The sequence below is a fragment of the Halobacterium salinarum DSM 3754 genome (assembly GCF_008124605.1).
GTDB classification, from domain to species: Archaea; Halobacteriota; Halobacteria; order Halobacteriales; family Halobacteriaceae; genus Halobacterium; species Halobacterium salinarum.
In genome coordinates this window covers 153,044-171,421 of the sequence record NZ_VRYN01000003.1, presented here as the reverse complement: position 1 = coordinate 171,421, position 18,378 = coordinate 153,044, and the positions used below count along the sequence as shown (strand labels likewise).

Annotated in this window: 21 protein-coding genes; 11 read left to right on the top strand and 10 right to left on the bottom strand. The window is 69.3% G+C overall.

Annotated features, from left to right (window positions below; translation table 11 throughout):
* Positions 1-22: 22 nt before the first annotated feature.
* Positions 23-1,891 carry a Glu-tRNA(Gln) amidotransferase subunit GatE gene (gatE, locus tag APQ99_RS08985; protein WP_010902981.1) on the top strand — a complete coding sequence of 623 codons (1,869 nt, stop codon included), beginning with the start codon at positions 23-25 and terminating at the stop codon, positions 1,889-1,891.
* Between the two features lie 7 nt (positions 1,892-1,898).
* On the opposite strand, the gene APQ99_RS08980 is transcribed toward gatE, so the two are convergent.
* Positions 1,899-2,384: an Lrp/AsnC family transcriptional regulator gene (locus tag APQ99_RS08980; protein WP_010902980.1), complete on the bottom strand. Its 486-nt coding sequence runs from the start codon at positions 2,382-2,384 to the stop codon at positions 1,899-1,901.
* Positions 2,385-2,526: 142 nt separating this feature from the next.
* Between APQ99_RS08980 and APQ99_RS08975 the strand changes: the two genes are divergently transcribed.
* Positions 2,527-3,468, top strand: coding sequence for a DMT family transporter (locus APQ99_RS08975; protein WP_010902979.1), 942 nt, complete (start codon positions 2,527-2,529; stop codon positions 3,466-3,468).
* A 53-nt stretch (positions 3,469-3,521) separates the two neighbouring features.
* The gene (locus APQ99_RS08970) at positions 3,522-3,983 is read left to right on the top strand and encodes a MaoC family dehydratase (RefSeq protein ID WP_010902978.1); all 462 of its coding nucleotides are present in this window, start codon (positions 3,522-3,524) and stop codon (positions 3,981-3,983) included.
* 3 nt (positions 3,984-3,986) lie between these two features.
* Here APQ99_RS08970 and APQ99_RS08965 read toward each other — a convergent pair whose 3' ends face one another.
* Both APQ99_RS08965 and APQ99_RS08960 read right to left on the bottom strand, forming a co-directional pair.
* A complete protein-coding gene (locus APQ99_RS08965) occupies positions 3,987-4,712 on the bottom strand; it encodes an RNA methyltransferase (RefSeq protein WP_012289315.1) in 726 nt (241 codons plus the stop codon).
* On the bottom strand, positions 4,705-5,274 hold the full coding sequence (locus tag APQ99_RS08960; RefSeq protein ID WP_010902976.1) for a hypothetical protein: 570 nt from the start codon (positions 5,272-5,274) through the stop codon (positions 4,705-4,707). The genes APQ99_RS08965 and APQ99_RS08960 overlap by 8 nt, the downstream gene beginning before the upstream one ends.
* Positions 5,275-5,364: 90 nt before the next feature.
* Between APQ99_RS08960 and APQ99_RS08955 the strand changes: the two genes are divergently transcribed.
* Positions 5,365-6,483, top strand: coding sequence for a dihydropteroate synthase (locus tag APQ99_RS08955; protein ID WP_012289314.1), 1,119 nt, complete (start codon positions 5,365-5,367; stop codon positions 6,481-6,483).
* 131 nt (positions 6,484-6,614) lie between these two features.
* Positions 6,615-7,292, top strand: a complete 678-nt coding sequence (locus APQ99_RS08950; RefSeq protein WP_010902974.1) for a 6-hydroxymethylpterin diphosphokinase MptE-like protein — start codon at positions 6,615-6,617, stop codon at positions 7,290-7,292.
* 16 nt (positions 7,293-7,308) lie between these two features.
* Here the strand turns inward: APQ99_RS08950 and APQ99_RS08945 are convergent, their stop codons facing one another.
* The gene (locus APQ99_RS08945; protein WP_010902973.1) at positions 7,309-8,325 is read right to left on the bottom strand and encodes a TIGR04024 family LLM class F420-dependent oxidoreductase; all 1,017 of its coding nucleotides are present in this window, start codon (positions 8,323-8,325) and stop codon (positions 7,309-7,311) included.
* Positions 8,322-9,089 carry an SDR family NAD(P)-dependent oxidoreductase gene (locus APQ99_RS08940; RefSeq protein WP_010902972.1) on the bottom strand — a complete coding sequence of 256 codons (768 nt, stop codon included), beginning with the start codon at positions 9,087-9,089 and terminating at the stop codon, positions 8,322-8,324. The genes APQ99_RS08945 and APQ99_RS08940 overlap by 4 nt, the downstream gene beginning before the upstream one ends.
* A 103-nt stretch (positions 9,090-9,192) precedes the next feature.
* Between APQ99_RS08940 and APQ99_RS08935 the strand changes: the two genes are divergently transcribed.
* On the top strand, positions 9,193-9,993 hold the full coding sequence (locus APQ99_RS08935) for an N-acyl homoserine lactonase family protein (RefSeq protein WP_012289313.1): 801 nt from the start codon (positions 9,193-9,195) through the stop codon (positions 9,991-9,993).
* Positions 9,994-10,008: 15 nt separating this feature from the next.
* Here APQ99_RS08935 and APQ99_RS08930 read toward each other — a convergent pair whose 3' ends face one another.
* Complete coding sequence (locus APQ99_RS08930) at positions 10,009-11,574, bottom strand: long-chain-fatty-acid--CoA ligase (RefSeq protein ID WP_010902970.1); 1,566 nt, start codon at positions 11,572-11,574, stop codon at positions 10,009-10,011.
* Positions 11,575-11,649: 75 nt separating this feature from the next.
* A complete protein-coding gene (locus APQ99_RS08925) occupies positions 11,650-13,008 on the bottom strand; it encodes a sulfatase-like hydrolase/transferase (RefSeq protein WP_010902969.1) in 1,359 nt (452 codons plus the stop codon).
* A 101-nt stretch (positions 13,009-13,109) separates the two neighbouring features.
* Here APQ99_RS08925 and APQ99_RS08920 point away from each other — a divergent pair, with 101 nt between their 5' ends.
* The 3 genes from APQ99_RS08920 to sod all read left to right on the top strand — a co-directional run bounded on the left by APQ99_RS08920 (position 13,110) and on the right by sod (position 15,718).
* The gene (locus APQ99_RS08920; protein WP_010902968.1) at positions 13,110-13,565 is read left to right on the top strand and encodes a hotdog fold thioesterase; all 456 of its coding nucleotides are present in this window, start codon (positions 13,110-13,112) and stop codon (positions 13,563-13,565) included.
* Between the two features lie 40 nt (positions 13,566-13,605).
* The gene (locus tag APQ99_RS08915) at positions 13,606-15,051 is read left to right on the top strand and encodes a cryptochrome/photolyase family protein (protein WP_012289312.1); all 1,446 of its coding nucleotides are present in this window, start codon (positions 13,606-13,608) and stop codon (positions 15,049-15,051) included.
* 64 nt (positions 15,052-15,115) lie between these two features.
* Positions 15,116-15,718, top strand: coding sequence for a superoxide dismutase (gene sod / locus APQ99_RS08910; protein WP_010902966.1), 603 nt, complete (start codon positions 15,116-15,118; stop codon positions 15,716-15,718).
* 28 nt (positions 15,719-15,746) lie between these two features.
* Here the strand turns inward: sod and APQ99_RS08905 are convergent, their stop codons facing one another.
* A complete protein-coding gene (locus tag APQ99_RS08905) occupies positions 15,747-16,208 on the bottom strand; it encodes a DUF7522 family protein (protein ID WP_012289311.1) in 462 nt (153 codons plus the stop codon).
* A gap of 87 nt (positions 16,209-16,295) precedes the next feature.
* Here APQ99_RS08905 and APQ99_RS08900 point away from each other — a divergent pair, with 87 nt between their 5' ends.
* Positions 16,296-16,565, top strand: a complete 270-nt coding sequence (locus APQ99_RS08900) for a DUF5827 family protein (RefSeq protein ID WP_010902964.1) — start codon at positions 16,296-16,298, stop codon at positions 16,563-16,565.
* Between the two features lie 7 nt (positions 16,566-16,572).
* Here APQ99_RS08900 and APQ99_RS08895 read toward each other — a convergent pair whose 3' ends face one another.
* Together APQ99_RS08895 and APQ99_RS08890 are read right to left on the bottom strand one after the other, a co-directional pair.
* Entirely contained in the window at positions 16,573-17,151 is a 579-nt protein-coding gene (locus APQ99_RS08895; protein ID WP_010902963.1) for an MBL fold metallo-hydrolase, read from the bottom strand.
* Positions 17,152-17,204: 53 nt separating this feature from the next.
* Positions 17,205-17,543: a cupin domain-containing protein gene (locus APQ99_RS08890; protein WP_012289310.1), complete on the bottom strand. Its 339-nt coding sequence runs from the start codon at positions 17,541-17,543 to the stop codon at positions 17,205-17,207.
* A gap of 85 nt (positions 17,544-17,628) precedes the next feature.
* Here APQ99_RS08890 and thyX point away from each other — a divergent pair, with 85 nt between their 5' ends.
* The gene (thyX, locus tag APQ99_RS08885; RefSeq protein ID WP_012289309.1) at positions 17,629-18,372 is read left to right on the top strand and encodes an FAD-dependent thymidylate synthase; all 744 of its coding nucleotides are present in this window, start codon (positions 17,629-17,631) and stop codon (positions 18,370-18,372) included.
* Positions 18,373-18,378 lie beyond the last annotated feature (6 nt).

Below are 18,378 nucleotides of genomic sequence, written 5' to 3'. Positions count from 1 at the left end.
TTCGCGGTGCCACGCATCGATAATGACCGAGTTCGACTACGACGAGCTGGGGTTGGTTGCCGGGCTGGAGATCCACCAGCAACTGGACACGGCAACCAAACTGTTCTGTGCGTGCCCGACGACCCGCCGGGAGCCCGCGGAAGCCGACCGGACGTTCACCCGGTATCTGCATCCGACGCGCTCGGAGCTGGGGGAGATCGACGAGGCCGCCCTGGAGGAGAGCCGGGTCGAGCGGGAGTTCGAGTATCTCGCGTACGACACCACGTGTCTGGTCGAGGAGGACGACGAGCCACCCCACCGCCTCGACGAGGACGCCCTGGCTGCGGCCCTGGAGATCGGCCACCTGTTGGGCATGGACGCCGTCGACCGGGCGCACGTGATGCGGAAAGTCGTCATCGACGGGTCGAACACCGGCGGGTTCCAGCGGTCGACGATGGTCGCCGAGGGCGGCGCGATCGACACCAGTGAGGGACCGGTCGGCATCGAGGACCTGATGCTCGAAGAGGAGTCCGCACAGCGCATCGAAGACCGCGAGGACGGCGTGCTGTACTCGCTGGATCGCCTGGGCATCCCGCTGGTCGAGATCGGGACGAAGCCCGACATTTCCTCGCCCGCCCAGGCCCGGGAGGCCGCCGAGCGCATCGGCATGCTGTTGCGGTCGACCGGGAAGGTCAAGCGCGGACTGGGGACGATCCGCCAGGACGTCAACGTCTCGATCGCTGACGGCGCGCGCGTGGAGATGAAAGGCGTGCAGAGCCTCGACGACATCGACGACCTCGTGCGCGAGGAGGTCCGGCGGCAGGTCGAGTTGCTGGACATCGTCGACGAGTTGGACGCCCGCGACGCCGCCGTGGGCAAGCCCCGGGACGTGACCGACGTGTTCGCGGACACCGAGTCGGGCGTCATTCGGGGGGCGTTGGACGACGGTGGTGAGGTCCACGCCGTCCCGCTGCACGGCTTCGACGGGCTGGTGGGTCGCGAGCTGCAGGCCGACCGCCGGCTGGGGACGGAGTTCTCCGACCACGCCACGCGCCACGGCGCGGGCGGCATCTTCCACACCGACGAGCTGCCGGCCTACGGCGTCACCGCGGCCGAGGTGGCGGCGCTCCGGGACGCGGTCGGCGCGGGCGAGGACGACGCGGTCGCCATCGTGGCCGACGACCCCGAGACCGCCGCCCAGTCGATACAGGCGGTCGCGGAGCGCGCGGAGACCGCGATGGCGGGCGTCCCGGAGGAAACCCGGGGCGCGAACGACGACGGCACCTCGAAGTACCTGCGGCCGCTGCCGGGCGCGGCGCGGATGTATCCGGAGACGGACGTGCCGCCGGTCGACCCCGACCCGTCGGCCGTCGAGACGCCGGAGCTGCTGACCGAGAAAGTCGAGCGCTACCAGGCCGACTTCGATCTGGACGCCGGACTCGCCGAGCAGGTGGCGTACGGCCGGCGCTGGCAGCTGTTCGAGCAGCAGGTCGAGGCGGGCGTCGACGCGACGCTGGCGGCCCAAACCCTAGAGTCGACGGTCACCGAACTCCGCCGCGACGACGTGCCGGTTGGGCGGCTGACGGACGCCCACTTCCGGGGTGTGCTGGGGCTCGTCGCGGACGGCGACCTCGCACAGGAGGGGGTGCCGGAGCTGTTGGCGGCGCTGGCCGAGCAGCCCGGCAGCGACCCGGCCGTTCTCGCCGAGGAGTTAGGCCTCGGCTCCGCGGCCGAAGACGAGGTCCGGGAGGCCGTCGTCGGAGTCGTCGAGCGCAACAGCGATCAGGTCGCGGCCGAGGGCATGGGCGCGTTCTCGGCGCTGATGGGGGAGTGCATGGGCGCGCTGCGCGGGAAGGCGGACGGCGACCTCGTCAGCGAGGTGCTCCGCGAGGAGATCCAACAGCGGTCCTAGCGGCGCGTTACTCGTCGGCCAGCGCGGTGACGAGGCTGTCCAGGCTGTAGCTTTCGAGGGCGCGCTGGGCGTCCTTGTGGCGGTCGATGACGAACGTGGAGTTCGTTCTGTCCACGGGGTCGAGGGCTTCGAAATCCGAGATCAGGCGTTCGACGTCGTCGGAGCCAGGGAGCCGAGCGACGACGACGAAGTCGGTTTCACCCATCGTGAAAAACGTCTGCGTGACGCCTTCGACGGCGCTGATCTCGTCGGCGACGTCCTCGTAGCCGCCGTCGTAGCTCGTGAGCACCTCGAGAACGACAGTGACGTCGAGGCCGATCGAGTCGGGGTTGATGTCGTAGAGGTCGTTGGTGATGACGCCGTCGTCACGGAGGTTGTTGAGCCGATAGTGGATGGTGGATACGGGGATGCCGGTTTCCTCCTGGAGGGCTTCGGGGCTGCCCGTGCCGAGGTCCGCGATAGCCTTCAGGATCGTGATGTCTCGGTCGTCCATGTGCGTGGGTTGTGCACCGGGGTGAAAAACCTGTGGCCATTCCACTCAGAGCCAATTCTCTCGCGTGAAGTGCCATGCACAACTAGTATAGATACAACTGTTAAAGAAAAGTCTAAAGTACTCCGCACAAGTTATAGTTATAATGAGTTTCAGACGCCCGACGCTGGGGGAAACCCCCACCACGGTGTTGTTCCTGCTGTTGGCGGCGATCTGGGGGTCCTCGTTCGTCGCCATCAAGATCGGTATCGCGGACGTTCCGGCGCTGTCGTTCGCGGCGATCCGGTATTCGATCGCTGGCCTGATCGTGCTCGCGTACGCCGCCCACACCACGGACCGCTGGCGACCCCGTGGCCGTCGAGAGTGGGTGCTCGCCGCCACGGTTGGCCTGTTCGTCATCGGCATCTACCACGGCGCACTCTACCTCGGTGAACACGACGTCTCCGCCCCCATCGCCGCGATCGTCATCAGCCTCGCGCCGATCCTGACCGCAGGGTTCGCGAGCAAACTCCACGAGAACGTGACCATCGACGGCACGCAGGCGGCCGGCCTGCTGGCCGGCCTCGCGGGCGTCGTCATCGTCGCCAACCCCGGCAGCGCGGGCAGTGTCGACCTGGGCGGCCTCCTGTTGGTGTTCCTCGCGGCGGCGAGCTTCGCGCTCGGCGGTGTCCTCACCGGGAAGCTCCCTGGCGGGGGCGGCCTGCCGGTCGAGACCATGGAGGCCTGGGCGATGCTCATCGGGTCGCTGGCCCTCTGGGTCGGGGCCGCAGTGCGCGGCGAGAACGTCACGGCCGTTCACTGGACGCCGACCGCGCTCGCCAGCCTCGCGTACCTCACGCTGGTCTGCGGTGCCGGCGGCTTCCTGTTGTACTTCGTGTTGCTCGAGCGCGCCGGCGCAACCGAGATCAACCTCGTCTCGTACCTCGAACCCATCGGCGCGTCGGTCGTCGCGTGGGCGCTGTTCGGTGACGTGGTCTCGCCGCGCGCGCTCGCCGGGTTCGCAGTCATCTTCGCCGGGTTCGCGCTGGTCAAACACCGGTACATCGGCGCTGCCGTCCGCAACACCACCGACGACGCCGAGCTCTAACGCCGCCTGCCGGGAACACAACGACTACCGCCGCGCCGAGCGAACGGTCTGCCGTGCCCGTCTACTTTGAGGACGTGACCGTCGGCGAGTCGCAGTCGTTCGGCAGCTACGACGTGACCGAGGCCGACGTGCTGGCGTTCGCCGAGGCCTACGACCCGCAGTGGTTCCACACCGACCCCGAGCGCGCCCGCGAGGAGTCGCTGTTCGGGTCGCTTGCGGCGTCCGGCTGGCACACCGCGTCGATGACGATGCGGCTGCTCGTGGACAACCACTTCGCGGACACCGCCAGCTACGGCGCGGTCGGCGTCGACGCGCTCCGGTGGCCCAACCCCACGTTCCCCGGGGAGACGCTGTCGGTGACCGTCGAGGTATTGGAGAAGACGCCCTCCGAGAGCAAGCCCGATCGGGGCACGGTCCGCACCCGCGTGACCACCGAAAACGAGGCCGGCGAGCCCAAGCTCACGATGGAACCCATCGTGTTGTACGCGCGCCACACACCCGGCGAGCCGACGTAGCCGTCAGTCGTCCTCGGGGAGCTGGGTCTCGGCCCGGCGCAACAGCCCGTGGACGGTGTTGATTTCGCGGCCGGTCGGATGCGTGCGGCCCAGCATCCGGCGGAGCATCCGCATCGTCTTGGCCTGCTTTTCGGCGGGGTAGTCGACGGCATCGAGGAACTCGCTGGCGTGCTCGTAGAACTGCTCGATTTCCGCCTCGTCGGCGCGGTGGCGCTCGACGTCCGGCAGCTGGGTTTCGCTCATCGCGAGGTCGCGGAGCTCGTACAGTGCGACCGTCGCGGACTGCCCCAGGTTCATCACGGGGTAGTCGTCGCTCGCGGGGATCGACCCCACTTCGTCGATACGCGCGAGTTCGTCGTTCGTCAGGCCGACGCGCTCCCGGCCGAAGACGAGCGCGGTCGGTGCCTCGACGTCACGGAGGCTGTCCCCGAGCTCCGCCGGTGTGCGGAACGGGAAGCGGGTGTGGCTGGTGGCGTCCTCGTTGGTGATGGCGGTGAACCCCACCGTGTGGAACTCCGAGACCAGCGCGTCGAAGGATAGCTCGCGGGCCTCGGGGAGGATGTCCTCGCGGGCGTGGCCGGCGAACCCGTACGCCTCGGAGTCGCGGCCGAGATACGGCGGGTCGACCAGCAACAGCTCCTCGAACCCGAAGTTCTTCATCGCTCGCGCGATGGTGCCGACGTTCCCGGCGGTTTCGGCGTCCACGATGGCGACGGCGGGCTTACTCATCGCTGGTCGGGTAGTCGGCGTCGATGTCCAGGTCATCGCTGACGCCGTCGAAGTCGGCGGCTTCGAGCAGGTCGAGTTTGGCCTGTTCGTCCTCGGGGAGGTCGACGGTCACCGGCACCGGCTCACCGGGTGCGAGCTGTGACGTATCCGGCCCCGGGTCGGGCACCGCGTCGGGGTCGGTTTCGACGTGCTCGGGGCCGCCGTACCAGTCGGGCTCGCGGTTGCCGGCGGCCACCCACTCGTGGAAGGCGTCCTGGAGCGCCGCCGTGCCCTCGTGTTCGTCGCCGCCCGCCTCCAGGAACCAGTAGTAGAACGTCGGCTCGTGGGCGTTGCACACGAGCACTTCCGCGCCCGGCTCCCCGTAGACGGCGTCCGGAGTGGCGTCGTCGTCGCCGTCGCTGAGATAGCACACGTCACAGGGCTGGCCGAGCAACAGTGGCAGGCGTTCGAGGCGCTGCCTGGTGTCGTCGTCCATCTCCGAGCGCGACCGGAACCCGTCGCCGTCGAACAGTTCATCCTCGTCGAACCGCCACCCTCGGAGGCCGATGCTCACTTTGCTCATGGCGCTGCGTTGGCGGCGCACCCACAAAAGCCGCCCGAAGCCAGCGCCGATTCCACACGACCTATGAGCGTGCCGCCATCCAGTAGGGATATGCGAACCGTCGACGCAGCCGGGCTGCCCATCGGTGACGACTACCCGCCACGAATCATGGGCGTGTTGAACGTATCGAAGGAGTCGCCGTACGACCCGAGCGTGTACGACGACCCCGAGGCGGCGGCCGCGTACGTCGACTCGGAGCTGATCGGGGAGGGCGCTGACATCGTCGATGTCGGCCTGGAGTCCGCGAACAAGGACCTCGACGTGCTGTCGGCCGACCAGGAGCGCGAGCGCCTCCAGACGGCCATCGACACCATCGAGCGCGTCGAGGGGGAGGCGGTGTTCTCCATCGAAACCCGGTACAGCGAGGTCGCCGACGAGGCGCTGGCGGCTGGCTTCGACATGGTCAACGACATCTGTGGGTTCGCGGACCCCGAGATGCCGGCGGTCTGTGAGGCCCACGACGTCGCGGTCGCGAAGATGGCGAGCCCGCCGGACCTCGAACGCCCGGGGGCCATCGAATCCGTCGACGACATCTACGACGCGCTGTCGCTGCACGGGTTCACCGACAAGACCATCGTTGATCCGGCGTTCGGCGGGTGGAGCACCGAGAAGACGCTGGCCGACGACCGCGAGACGTTCGACCGGCTGCGGGAGTTCCGCGGGTACGGCTACCCGATGTTGGTTTCGATCAACCGCAAGAACTTCCTGCGGGAGATCGCCGGCCGGGACACGGCGGGGGCGCTGCCGGTGTCGCTGGCGGCGACCGCGATGGCCGTCGAGCGCGGCGCACACGTGGTTCGGACCCACGACGTCGCCGAGACGCGTGACGCGGCGCTCATCGGCCACGAGTTCACGCCCGACCGCACGCACACCAGCCACATCGAACAGTTGGACGTGACGACGCTCCCGGCGGCGATGCGCCACGCCGACCGGCTCGGCGCTGATGGGGCGGCCGACGCCGTCGCGCGCGCCTACGAGGTCACGGGGCTGTCGGCCGACGACCGGGACGCGCTGGCGGCGACTGGGGTCGCGGTCTCCGGCACGGACCCGACGCTCGTCGCCGGCACAGCGGGGGCGCTCCGTGAGGCTGGCGCGGGGCTGGCGGCCGCCACGGACGGCGACAGCGTGCTTGCAACCCTGGCGGAGATATTCCGGACGGCCGGGGAGTAACGAGAAAACTTATACCGGCGGCGAAAAAACGTCAGCATGGAAGCCGGACGCCCGCTGGGTAGGGGTACGCTGCGGGGGATCCCGGCTCGGACCACGGAATCCTCATTATTTCAGGGCTTGTAGCGGCGCGCATGGAGTACGACGACTGGCAGCCGGTGTACGACGACGTGTGTGCTGCGTTCGGCTACGAGCAGGCCGCCGACAGGCGCGCACGCGACGTGCTGGCGGCGCACGCCGAGCCCTTCGATATGGCGCGCCTGGACTGCACGGGCCAGACGGTGGCGATCGCGGGCGGCGCACCGACGCTGGCCGACGAACGCGAGGTGGCCGCCGCCGCGGACCGCGTGTTCGCGGCCTCAACGGCCGTGGACGTGCTGGCCGACGCCGGCATCGAGGTCGATCTCATGGTCACGGATCTGGACAAGAACCCCGAGACGGCGCGCCGACTGACGGCGCAGGGGACGCCGGTGGCCGTGCACGCGCACGGCGACAACATCGCCGCGATCCGCGAGCACGTCCCGACCTACGACACCACTCACGTGCTGGCGACGACACAGGCCGCGCCCACGGGGCCAGTGGTGGACCACGGCGGGTTCACCGACGGCGACCGCGCGGCGTTTCTCGCTGACCACTGTGGCGCGGCCGCCCTCCGGTTCCCGGGGTGGGCGTTCGACGACCACACGGTGACCGAGGAGAAGCGCCGGAAGCTGGCGTGGGCGGCGCGGCTCCTGCGGTGGCTGGAAACCCGCCGTGGGGAGGCGTTTGGGGTGCTCGACGGGCGACGCGCGGCGATCGACGCCGTGACGTAGCGGCCGACGCAGTGCGTTAGGGCGTGTGCGCCGGGGCGGGCGCGACGGCCGCCAGTGTGTCGTCGATCACGGCGTTGTCGGCGGCCCGCGGGAACGACACCGCGACCGCGTCGACGCCGTCAATACCCGCGAATGCCGCCAGTCGGTCCCGCACGTCGGCCTGCGTGCCCGCCGCTGCGAACGCGTCCAAGAGGTCGTCGGTGACGAGGCCGACCGCTCGCTCGTGGTCGCCGTCCTGCCAGGCGTCGTAGACATCGGTGGCGGGAGCCTCGTAGCCCTGCCTGGCGAGGCTGTCCCGGTAGAACTCGCCCATGCCGCCGACGTAGAACGCGAGGTGTTGGCGGGTCAGGTCCCGGGCGGCGGCGGCGTCGGGCTGCGCACAGCACGGCACCACGAGCGTGGTCTGGACGGCGTCGGCGTCGCGGTCACCGAGATCCATCCCGCGCCGGAGGTCGGCCAGGCGCTCCCGGATGCCGTCCGCGGTGAACAGCAACGCGTGCCAGCCGTCGGCGAACCGGCCGGCGAGCTCGACGGCTTTCGGGCCCATGCCGGTCACGTCGATGGCGGGCGCGGGGTCGGGGGCGTCCTGGCGCAGTCGGAACCCCTGGGTTTGGATCAGGTCGCCGTCGTAGTCGACCGGGTCGCCGGTGAGGACGGCGCGCACGACATCGATGTACTCGCGGGTGCGGCGCAGCGGGCGCTCGAACGACTGGCCGTGCCACCCCTGGATGACCGCGGGGCCGCTGGGCCCCATTCCGAGCCGGAACCGGCCCCCGGAGTGCTCCTGGAGCGTGGCGGCGGTCTGTCCGACGAGCGCGGGACTCCGGGAGTAGGTGTTGATGATGCTGGTGCCGATGCCGATGTCGGTGGTGCGGTCGGCGATCGCGGTCAGCGTCGTTGCGGCGTCCCGGCCCCAGGTTTCGGGGAACCACACGCGGTCGTAGCCGAGGGTTTCGGCGCGTTCGGCGATGTCGGTGATGTCCGCGAGACTGTCCTGGGCGGCGACCGGGAGGTGGACGGTGCGGCGGGTCACGGCGACGGCACCTCCTCGCCCTGCGGGACGCCGGCGGCGGTGAGCGTCTCACCGACCACGAACGACGCCGCGGGGCTGGCGAGAAACCGGATCGCGTCGGCGATCTCGGCGCTGGTGCCGATGCGCCGGGCGACCTCCCGTCGGTCGATGTCGGCCGCACTGACGCCCATCTGTGCGTCCAGTCCGGGGGTCGCGACGAACCCGGGGGCGATGCAGTTCACGCGTACACCCGCGGGTGCCCACTCGGCGGCCAGCGTCCGCGTGAGCGTGATGATGCCGGCCTTCGCGGCGGCGTAGTGGCTCATGTGTGGCGACCCCTCCTGGCCGGCGACGCTGGCGACGTTCACCACGGCCCCGCCGCCGTCGCGTTTCAGCTGTTCGGCGGCGGCCTGCGTGCAGTTGTAGGTGCCGCCGAGGTTCACGTCGATGATGCGGTCCCAGCCGTTCCGCGAGATGTCGTCGAACGGCGCGACGAAGCTCGCGCCGGCGTTGTTCACGAGCACGTCCAGGCCGCCGAACTCGTGGACGGTGGCTTCGACGAGCGCGTCGACGGCGTCGCGGTCGGTGACGTCGCACTCGACGGGGAGGGCGGTGCCGCCGTCCGTTCGGATGGCGTCGGCAACCGCGTCGACGTCCGCGTGGTCGCGCGAGCAGAGCACGACGCGTGCGCCGTCGGCCGCCAGTCGCTCGGCGGTCGCCCGGCCGATCCCGCTGGAAGCGCCGGTGACGATCGCCGTCCCGGACACCACAGATCTGTCTGTCATGGTCGTGGCTTCCCCGCCGCCCCGGATAAATCTATGTCAACGTCTAACAACTACCGGACGGTTCCCCCGACCGAACTTTGGGGCCGCCACGTCACCACCCGGTGTGGACGTTCACTACCTCGACCGCGGCACCATCACCGCGGACAGGGCGTACATGATCGACTCCTCGACGATGGCGACCGTCGCCGACCCCGACCCCGAGCACGCGCTCGTCGAGTGTCCGGTGTACAACCTCCTCATCGACCACCCGAAGGGGACCGTGCTCTGGGATACGGGCAGCCACCCCGACGCCGGCGACGGCTACTGGCCGACACCCCTCTTCGAGGCGTTCCACCACGAGGACGCCGACGAGCACACGCTGCCGGCCGCGCTCGCTGACGCCGGCACCGCCATCAGCGACATCGACGCCGTCGTGGCGAGTCACCTCCATCTCGACCACGCCGGCGGCCTTCGGCATTTCGCGGGCACGGACACGCCGATCTACGTCCACGAGCGCGAGCTCGGCTACGCCTACCGCAGCGCGGCGACGGACACCGGGTCGATCGCGTACCACAGTCCGGACTTCGACCGTGCGCTGAACTGGCGCGTGGTCGCCGTCGACCGCGGCCGCCGCCAGCTCTACCCCGGGCTCGATCTGTTGCATCTGCCCGGCCACACGCCCGGCCTCCTGGGGCTGTACCTGGAACCCGAGGACGGCGCTGCGCCCGCGATCGTCGCGGGCGACGAGGCCTACCAGCGCGAGAACTACGAGGACGGCGTCCCGATGGCCACCAGTCTGCTGTCCTCGCTTGCCGACTGGCGGGAGAGCCGCCGTCGCGTCCGCGATCTCGCCCGGCGCACGACCGCGGACGTCTTCTGCGGGCACGACACCCGCGACGCCGCCCGACTCGCGGCCCGCTTCTGAGCGGGTCGCGCCGGGTCAGTCCTCGTCGGGGACGAGTTCGTGCTTCTTGATCTTCCCCGTGGTGGTGCGGGGCAGCTGCTCGACGAACTCGACCGTGCGTGGGTGTTTGTACTCGGCGAGGTTCGTCAGACAGAACTCCCGGATCTCGTCGGCGGACACGTCCGTGTCGGGTGCCCGCACCACGTACGCTTTGACCGTTTCGCCGCGGCGCTCGTCGGGCACGCCGACCACGGCGGCGTCCGCGATGGCGTCGTGCTCGAACAGCAACTCCTCGACCTCACGGGGGTAGACGTTGTACCCCGCGGTGTTGATCATGTGCGTCTTGCGGTCGACGATGTAGAAGTAGCCGTCCGCGTCGTGGTAGCCCAGATCACCCGTGTGGAACCAGCGCTTCCCGTCGGCCTCGGTGAACGCCTTGCGGTTGGCCTCCGGGAGGTCGAGATAGCCCGCCATCACGTTCGGCCCCGACACCACCAGCTCGCCCGTGATGTCGTCCATGTCGTGGTCGGACTCGTCGACGGGGCCCTCGTCGACGGGTGGCACCGATTCGAAGTCGTCGGTGACGATGCGGGCGTCGATCCCCGCCAGCGGCTTCCCGATCGAGCCCACGCGACGCCCCCAGTTGGGGCTGTTGAAGTGTGTCACCGGGCTGGTCTCCGTGAGCCCGTACCCCTCGTCGATCTTTGCGGTGTACAGCTCCTCGAACTTCCGCAACACCTCGGTGGGGATGCCGGAGCCGCCGACGGTGCAGCGCCGGACCGACGACAGGTCGAACTCCTCGGCGTTGGGGTGTGTGATGATGTCGTTGTACATCGTGGGGACGCCGTCGAAGAGGGTGAGTTCGGCGTCCGCGACCAGCGACATCGCGTCCTCGGTGTCCCACCTGGGCATCGGGTAGAACGTCGCGCCGGCGAACAGCGCGGCGTTCATGCCGACGGTCATGCCGTAGATGTGGAACAACGGCAACACCCCGATCTTGCGGTCCGCGGGTTGGAGGCCGTCGGGCACGATGTCCATGGACTGCTCGGCGTTCGACGCGAGGTTGTGGTGTGTGAGCTGGACGCCTTTGGGCTGGCCGGTGGTGCCGGAGGTGTACGGCTGCACGGCGAGGTCGTCGTCGTCGCGGGGCGCAACCGTGTCGTCGCTGCCGGTGTCGAGGAAAGCCTCGAACGGCGTGCCAACGTCGGCGTCGCCGCCGACCGTGACCACGGTGTCGACGGCGGTCTCCGCGCGCACGTCCTCGACGGTGGACGCACCGTCGGCCAGCGCCACCACCACTGACGCCCCGGAATCGGACAGCAAGTACTCGATTTCGCGGGTCTTGTACTGTGGGTTCATCGGCACCACGACGCAGCCGGCGCGGAGCGCGCCGTGGAACGCCGTCACGTACTGTGGGAGGTTCGGGAGGTACAGCGCGACCCGGTCGTCCGGGGTCACGCCGTGGTCGCGGAGCGCGGCCGCGAACTGTCCGGTTCGCTCCCAGAGGTCGCTGTAGGTGTGGGTGTGGTCGTCGTACACGACTGCGGGGTGATCCGGAAGCTCGGTCGCCGAGGTTTGGACGTTGGTAACGAGATTCGACATCGGTTGTTCACCATCACGATAGACCATGGCAAATACGTTTCCAAATGGACGCCCGCTGCCGGTATTGGTGTCTGGTCAGCGGTACCCGAGCGCGGAGAGTCGGCGTTCGACGTCGTCCGGCGTGGCGGCCGCGGCGTCGCCGTCGGTTCGGATCGCGTCCAGCCGCTGGCGTGTCGCTGCGTGCAGGGCGTCCAGCGGTGGATCCGCGGTGCCGGACACGTCCGTCTGCTCGCCCGGATCGCTGGCACGGTCGTACAGCTCGTGGGTGTCGCGCTCGGGGTCGCGGATGTACGTCCAGCGGCCGTCGCGCGCGCTGACGAGCGGGCGACCGGCACCGAGGTGGCGCGGGATCGGTTGTTGTGTCACCGACGCCCCGCGTACTGCGACCGACGTGATCGGGCCGCGGGTCGGCTCCGTCCCGGCGCGGATCTCGGGGGCGAGGCTCTCACCGGTGAACCCCCGTGTCGAGCCGCCCATCACGTCGAGCACGGTCGCGGGCACGTCGGAGAGGCCGACCGCCGTCGACACCCGCCCGCCCGCGCCGGCCGGATGGTCAACGAGCAACGGCACGTGCACCAGCTCGTCGTAGAGCTTCGGGTAATGCGCGAGGTGGCCGTGTTCGAGGAACTCCTCGCCGTGGTCCCCAGCCACCACCACCATGGTGTCCTCGCGGCGGTCGCCGAGCGCCGCCAGCACGCGCCCGATGCTGGTGTCGACCTGGCGCACGGTCGCGTCGTAGAGGGTGTGCAGCTCGCCGGCCGTGGCCGAGCTCACCGTCAGCCCGAGGCCGACGCGGAGGTGCGCCGACAGCATGCCCAACATTGCGCCCCGGCGGTCCGTCGTCGCACGCAGGTGGCGCGGCGCGGGGACGTACGGCGTGTGGGTGTCCATGTAATGCAGCCAGAGGAAAAACGGCTCGCTGGCCGCCGACAGGAACTCGACGGCGCGGTCCTCGATGTCGAGCATGCGCGTGGCGTCGACGCGCTCGCGGCCGTCGCTGCGCCGCCGGAACGGCGACGCCCCGACCTGCAGCCACCCCTGGACGGTGGGGTGTGCGGCGAGCGTGCGCCCGAGCCGCGAGTTCGTGTCCGTGAACGCGTCGTAGGTGTCGAAACCGCGGTCGTACCCCCAGTGTTCGGTGAGGAACCCGTTGGCGGCGTTGACGCCGGCAGTCCGGACGCCGGCGTCGGCGAGACGGCCGGCCAGCGTGGTGTCACCGACGCCGATCGCGCCGTCGGCAGCGAACACGTGGCTGTCCCCGAGCACGCTCGGGAACGAGAACGGCGTCCAGTTCCCGTGGGCGTACGCGCGCTCGAAGACCGTGCCCGAGTCCGCGAGCGCGTCCAGGGTCGGCGTCTCGACCCGGGATCGCGCGTCCGCTCGCAGCGAGTCGACGGTCACCAACACGGTCCCGGCGGCTGAAGTCACTACCATGTCGTGTGATCGCACACACTTTAGCAGTTCTCATACGTTCACTGATAAGATCGGCGTGGCGGCTCGGTGGGCTTATAGACACCGGGGTTCCAGTCGCAGCCATGACCGGGTTCGACGCCGACGACGCGGCCGCGCTCATCCAGTCCTACGTCGACGACCACGGGCTGCTGTCGTTTCTCGGGGTGTCCGTCGAGGACGCCAGCGACGGCGAGATGCGCCTCCGCATCCCCTACCACGAGAAGCTTACGAACCACGGTCCCGGCGAGGGAGACGTCCACGGCGGGATCGCGGCGACGCTGATCGACACCGCCGGCGGGCTGGCGGTGCGCAGCGCGCTCCCGAAACCCGTCGCCGCGAACGTCGCCACCATCGATCTGAACGTGTCCTATCTCCGGCCGGCCCGCGGCGACCTGATCGCCGATGCGTCGGTCGTGCGCGTCGGCTCAACCGTCGGCGTGGCGGAGATCTCGGTCGTCACGCCCGCCGACACGGCGGACGCCGAGCCCACCGAAGTGGCCGTGGGACGCGGGTCGTTCCGCGTGTTCCGCGACGACTGACACCCACACGTTGAGGATGCCGGCCGCCCAACCCCCCGGCATGCAACTGTTCTGGCACCGACGGGACCTCCGCACCACGGACAACCGCGGCCTCGCAGCGGCCGCTCCGGGCGTGACAGCGGTCGACGGCGGCCACGACCAGGGCCCTGTCGCGGCGGTGTTCTGCTTCGACGACGAGGTGTTGGCTCACGCCGCCCCGCCCCGGGTCGCGTTCATGCTGGACGCGCTGGCCGCCCTCCGGGAGCGCTACCGCGACCTCGGCAGCGACCTCATTGTCCGCCACGGCGACCCCGCTGCGGTGCTCCCGGCGGTCGCCAACGATCTCGACGCCACCCGGGTCGTCTGGAACCACGACTACTCGGGGCTGGCCACCGACCGCGACGCGGGCGTGCGCGACGCCCTCGACGCGGCGGGCGTCGCACACGCCCAGTTCCACGACGCCGTCCACCACCGGCCGGGCGAGATCCGCACGAACGCGGGCGACCCGTACTCGGTGTACACGTACTTCTGGCGGAAGTGGCAGGACCGCGAGAAGAACCCGCCGGCCCCGGAGCCAGAGCCCGCGGATCTCGCGGCCGACACCGCGCTCGCGGACACCAGCCCGCTGCCGTCCGTCCAGGAGCTCGGCTTCGCGGAGCCGGAGGCGGCGGTCCCCGACGCCGGAACCGCGGCGGCGCGATCGCTGCTCGATGCCTTCCGCGAGTCCGGCGACATCTACCGCTACGAGGACCGCCGCGATTACCCCCACGAGGAACCCACGTCGCGGCTCTCCCCGCACCTGAAGTTCGGCACGATCGGGATCCGAACGGTCTACGAGGCCGCACGCGCGGCGAAATCCGACGCCGACACCGACGACGAACGCGAGAACGTCGCGGCGTTCATCGGCCAGCTCGCGTGGCGGGAGTTCTACGCACAAGTCCTGTATTTCAACCAGAACGTCGTCTCGGAGAACTTCAAAGCGTACGAGCACCCCATCGAGTGGCGCGACGACCCCGCGGCGCTGCAGGCCTGGAAGGACGGCGAAACCGGCTATCCGATCGTGGACGCCGGCATGCGCCAGCTCCGCGCGGAAGCGTACATGCACAACCGCGTGCGGATGATCGTCGCCGCCTTCCTCACGAAAGACCTCCTGGTGGACTGGCGGGCGGGCTACGACTGGTTCCGGGAGAAGCTCGCGGACCACGACACCGCCAACGACAACGGCGGCTGGCAGTGGGCCGCCTCCACGGGCACCGACGCCCAGCCGTACTTCCGGGTGTTCAACCCGATGACCCAGGGGGAGCGCTACGACCCCGACGCCGACTACATCACCGAGTTCGTCCCCGAACTCCGGGACGTGCCCGCGGACGCGATCCACAGCTGGCACGAGCTGTCGCTGTCCGAGCGCCGCCGACACGCCCCGGAGTATCCGGACCCCATCGTGGACCACAGCCAGCGCCGCGAGGACGCGATCGCGATGTTCGAGCGTGCGCGCGGCGACGAGTGAGCCCACGATCCTCACGAACATTTAACATGACGCCGCGTGATCACTGATCCGGTGGATTCCACCGATGAGCCAGCACGAACTCCCATCGCTGCCGTACGACTACGACGCACTCGAACCACACATCAGTGAGCAGGTGGTCACGTGGCACCACGACACCCACCACCAGAGCTACGTGGACGGCCTCAACAGCGCCGAGGAGACGCTGGCGGAGAACCGTGAGACCGGCGACCACGCTTCGACTGCCGGCGCGCTCGGGGACGTCACGCACAACGGCTGTGGGCACTACCTCCACACGATGTTCTGGGAGCACATGAGTCCCGACGGGGGCGGCGAGCCGTCCGGGGCGCTCGCCGACCGCATCGCGGCGGACTTCGGCTCCTACGAGAACTGGCGGGCTGAATTCGAGGTGGCGGCCGGCGCGGCCAGCGGCTGGGCGCTGCTCGTCTACGATCCGGTCGCCAAGCAGCTCCGGAACGTGGCCGTGGACAACCACGACGAGGGCGCGCTCTGGGGCAGCCACCCCATCCTCGCCCTCGACGTCTGGGAGCACTCCTACTACTACGACTACGGCCCCGACCGCGGCAGCTTCGTCGACGCCTTCTTCGAGGTGATCGACTGGGACCCCATCGCGGCGAACTACGACGACGTGGTGTCGCTGTTCGAGTGACCGAACACGCTCCCGTGTTTTTTTCGCGTCATGGCGGCTCATCAGTGGCTGGCGTGAGTGCGGCGACGCTGTGCTCGTCACCGACCGCGTGCACGGTGTCGGTGAGCGCGTCGAAATCGTAGCAGGTGCCGTCGGCGTCGAGGCCGATGACGACGCCAGCGGAAGTGGTGCCATCGGCGGCATCAAGGAACGTCCGGAACAGCTCCCAGGTGTCGAACCCACGGTGCGTGTACCGCAGCGTGGCGTAGTGGAGGCGGTTGTAGGTGGCGCGAGTGATGAACCCGTAGCGCTCGTTGTCGAGGTACCGCTGGGCGTCCACGGTCGTCGTGCGGGCTGCAACGTCATCGCGCATGTACAGCAGCGCCTGCGCGTGCCGGTCAAGCACCCAGATGTCCCGGAGGCTGTCTCCGACTCGATCCATGACGGCGTCCACGAGCGCCTGCATGGCGTCTGTGCGTTGGTCGTCCAACTGCGGTGAACTATCTGACATGTTGGGCGGATACATGGACTTCGGCGAGACAGATAACCGTTGGGTCAACTCGCTGGGTTTTTCGGCGTCGCCGCCGCCTGTCAGCACATGCCGGTTGCGAAATCCGAGTTCGACGACCTGTACCCGTGTGACTTCTACGAGCCAGCGGCATTACTCGACGACGACCGCATGTACACCGTCTACGAGATCGCGCGCCTGCTGCAGGACCTGGAGCCCGACGCGGACATCGATCGCGGCACCGAGGACGTGTTGCTCGACTGGGCGATCCCGTGGGTGATGCTGCACGCCGGCGCGCTCGTCGTCGCGGAACCCCGGACCGACGACGAACCCGGATACTACGGCCTGGACACGAGCTAACCGCGGCTCACTGGAAGCGCGCGGATCGGGCCGCCAGGTCGATGTCGGCGGCCGGATCCGAGGTGACGCTGGGGCCGTGGCCGGGATACAGCGCCGTCAGTTCCTCGCCCGCGACGGTGTCGGCGAGCCGGTCGATGCTCTCGACCAGCGTCTCCCGGTCGCCGCCGTCGAGGTCCGTGCGCCCGAAGCTGCCGTTCGCGAACACCAGATCCGCGGAGAACAACACGCCGGCGGCCGGGCTGTACAGACACACGTGGTGGGGTTCGTGGCCGGGCGTGTGCAGAACCACGTAGTCGTCGTCGCCGAGCCGGATTTCGTCGCCGTCGGCCAGCGCCCGGTCGGCGTCGGCGACGCCGTCGAACCCGAGCACGGTCGGGTCGAAGGCGTCCACGAGCGCGTCGAGGTTGCCGACGTGGTCGGGATGCGGGTGTGTGATGACGACCGCGTCGGGCGTGACGCCGTGGTCGCGGACCGCGGCGACGACGTCGTAGTTCGCGCCCGCGTCAACCACCACGTCGCGGTCGCCGGTCACCAGAAACACGTTGCTCGTGAACGCCTGAACGCCCGCCGAAAGGTTCGTCGGCATGGCTGTCCGTATGCCGGCCACCACTTAGGGGTTGCCGCACGCGGCGCGCGCGGTCAGCGGGGTGCGCCCACCAACACCAGCTCGGAGTGGTGATCGCCGTTGTGGAGCTGTCGGTCGTCGGTGGCGTCGACGCGGATGGCGTCGCCGGCGTCCAGCGACACCGTCTCGTCGTCGAAGACGACGTCCACACCGCCGTCGGCGACGTAGTACACTTCCTCCTGGCCGTCGTTGGCGTGGTCGTGCTCCATTCCGGTTGCGCCCGGCTCCATGTGGTACACCGAGATGGCGACCTCGTCGGTGTTCAGGGCGTCTTTCATGAAGTAGAGGTCGGCGTCCGCGTCGGCCGACAGCGCCGAGTCGACGTCGTCCACTGACACGTCCTTGTGGGCCATGTTTCGACGTGGTTCGTGGCACCACTTCATGGTACCGGCGCGTGGGTTCGGAGTGTTTTTGCCACCGGCAGGCACACCGTCTAGCATGCGCGTCCGTCTCCTCGAAGCGACTGAGAACCCGGAGGAACTCATCTGTCAGAGCGCCCGCAACGACTACATGTCCGACTGGGTCGGTGACACGCCACTCGACACCGCGATGGCGTCCGTGGACGGCGACACCACAGACGAAAAGCTGTCGAACCTCATCGCACAGCTGCTCACTCGCGGCCACTACGGCCCCTTCGAGCATCCGTCGGCGACGTTCGCCATCGAGGGTGTGAGCCGGTCGTGTATGGCGCAGCTCACTCGCCACCGCCACGCCAGCTTCGACGTGCAGTCGATGCGCTACGTCGCGTTCGACGACGTCGATCCGGCGGCGGTTGCGGAGGGCGAGCTGGTGGTGACGCCGCCGTCGGCGACCGACCCCGACTGGGTCGGCCGCAACCAGGACGCGGGCGACATCGACGAGGAGACCATGGCCGAACGCGAGGCGGTCTTCCAGGCGTCGGTGCGGCGCGCCGTCGAAGACTACCAGGAACTGCTGGGGCTCGGGATGCCCCCGGAGGACGCCCGGTTCGTGCTCCCCATCGGGACCGAAGTGAACGTGGTGATCACGCTGAACCCGCGGTCGCTGATGCACGTCGCGGACATGCGGGCCGCCGCCGACGCACAGTGGGAGATCCGCGAGCTCACCGAACAGCTACTCGATGCGGCCGCTCAGTGGTGTCCCCACACCTTCGAATATTACGACGCGGAGATGAAACACCGGAAGAACCGGCTCGCGCCCTGACCGGCC

Coding starts and splice junctions, on each gene's coding strand:
- gatE (WP_010902981.1), top strand. CDS start 23: ATGACCGAGTTCGACTACGACGAGCTGGGGTTGGTTGCCGGGCTGGAG.
- APQ99_RS08980 (WP_010902980.1), bottom strand. CDS start 2,384: ATGGACGACCGAGACATCACGATCCTGAAGGCTATCGCGGACCTCGGC.
- APQ99_RS08975 (WP_010902979.1), top strand. CDS start 2,527: ATGAGTTTCAGACGCCCGACGCTGGGGGAAACCCCCACCACGGTGTTG.
- APQ99_RS08965 (WP_012289315.1), bottom strand. CDS start 4,712: ATGAGTAAGCCCGCCGTCGCCATCGTGGACGCCGAAACCGCCGGGAAC.
- APQ99_RS08960 (WP_010902976.1), bottom strand. CDS start 5,274: ATGAGCAAAGTGAGCATCGGCCTCCGAGGGTGGCGGTTCGACGAGGAT.
- APQ99_RS08955 (WP_012289314.1), top strand. CDS start 5,365: ATGCGAACCGTCGACGCAGCCGGGCTGCCCATCGGTGACGACTACCCG.
- APQ99_RS08950 (WP_010902974.1), top strand. CDS start 6,615: ATGGAGTACGACGACTGGCAGCCGGTGTACGACGACGTGTGTGCTGCG.
- APQ99_RS08940 (WP_010902972.1), bottom strand. CDS start 9,089: ATGACAGACAGATCTGTGGTGTCCGGGACGGCGATCGTCACCGGCGCT.
- APQ99_RS08930 (WP_010902970.1), bottom strand. CDS start 11,574: ATGTCGAATCTCGTTACCAACGTCCAAACCTCGGCGACCGAGCTTCCG.
- APQ99_RS08925 (WP_010902969.1), bottom strand. CDS start 13,008: ATGGTAGTGACTTCAGCCGCCGGGACCGTGTTGGTGACCGTCGACTCG.
- APQ99_RS08920 (WP_010902968.1), top strand. CDS start 13,110: ATGACCGGGTTCGACGCCGACGACGCGGCCGCGCTCATCCAGTCCTAC.
- APQ99_RS08915 (WP_012289312.1), top strand. CDS start 13,606: ATGCAACTGTTCTGGCACCGACGGGACCTCCGCACCACGGACAACCGC.
- sod (WP_010902966.1), top strand. CDS start 15,116: ATGAGCCAGCACGAACTCCCATCGCTGCCGTACGACTACGACGCACTC.
- APQ99_RS08905 (WP_012289311.1), bottom strand. CDS start 16,208: ATGTCAGATAGTTCACCGCAGTTGGACGACCAACGCACAGACGCCATG.
- APQ99_RS08900 (WP_010902964.1), top strand. CDS start 16,296: ATGCCGGTTGCGAAATCCGAGTTCGACGACCTGTACCCGTGTGACTTC.
- APQ99_RS08895 (WP_010902963.1), bottom strand. CDS start 17,151: ATGCCGACGAACCTTTCGGCGGGCGTTCAGGCGTTCACGAGCAACGTG.
- APQ99_RS08890 (WP_012289310.1), bottom strand. CDS start 17,543: ATGGCCCACAAGGACGTGTCAGTGGACGACGTCGACTCGGCGCTGTCG.
- thyX (WP_012289309.1), top strand. CDS start 17,629: ATGCGCGTCCGTCTCCTCGAAGCGACTGAGAACCCGGAGGAACTCATC.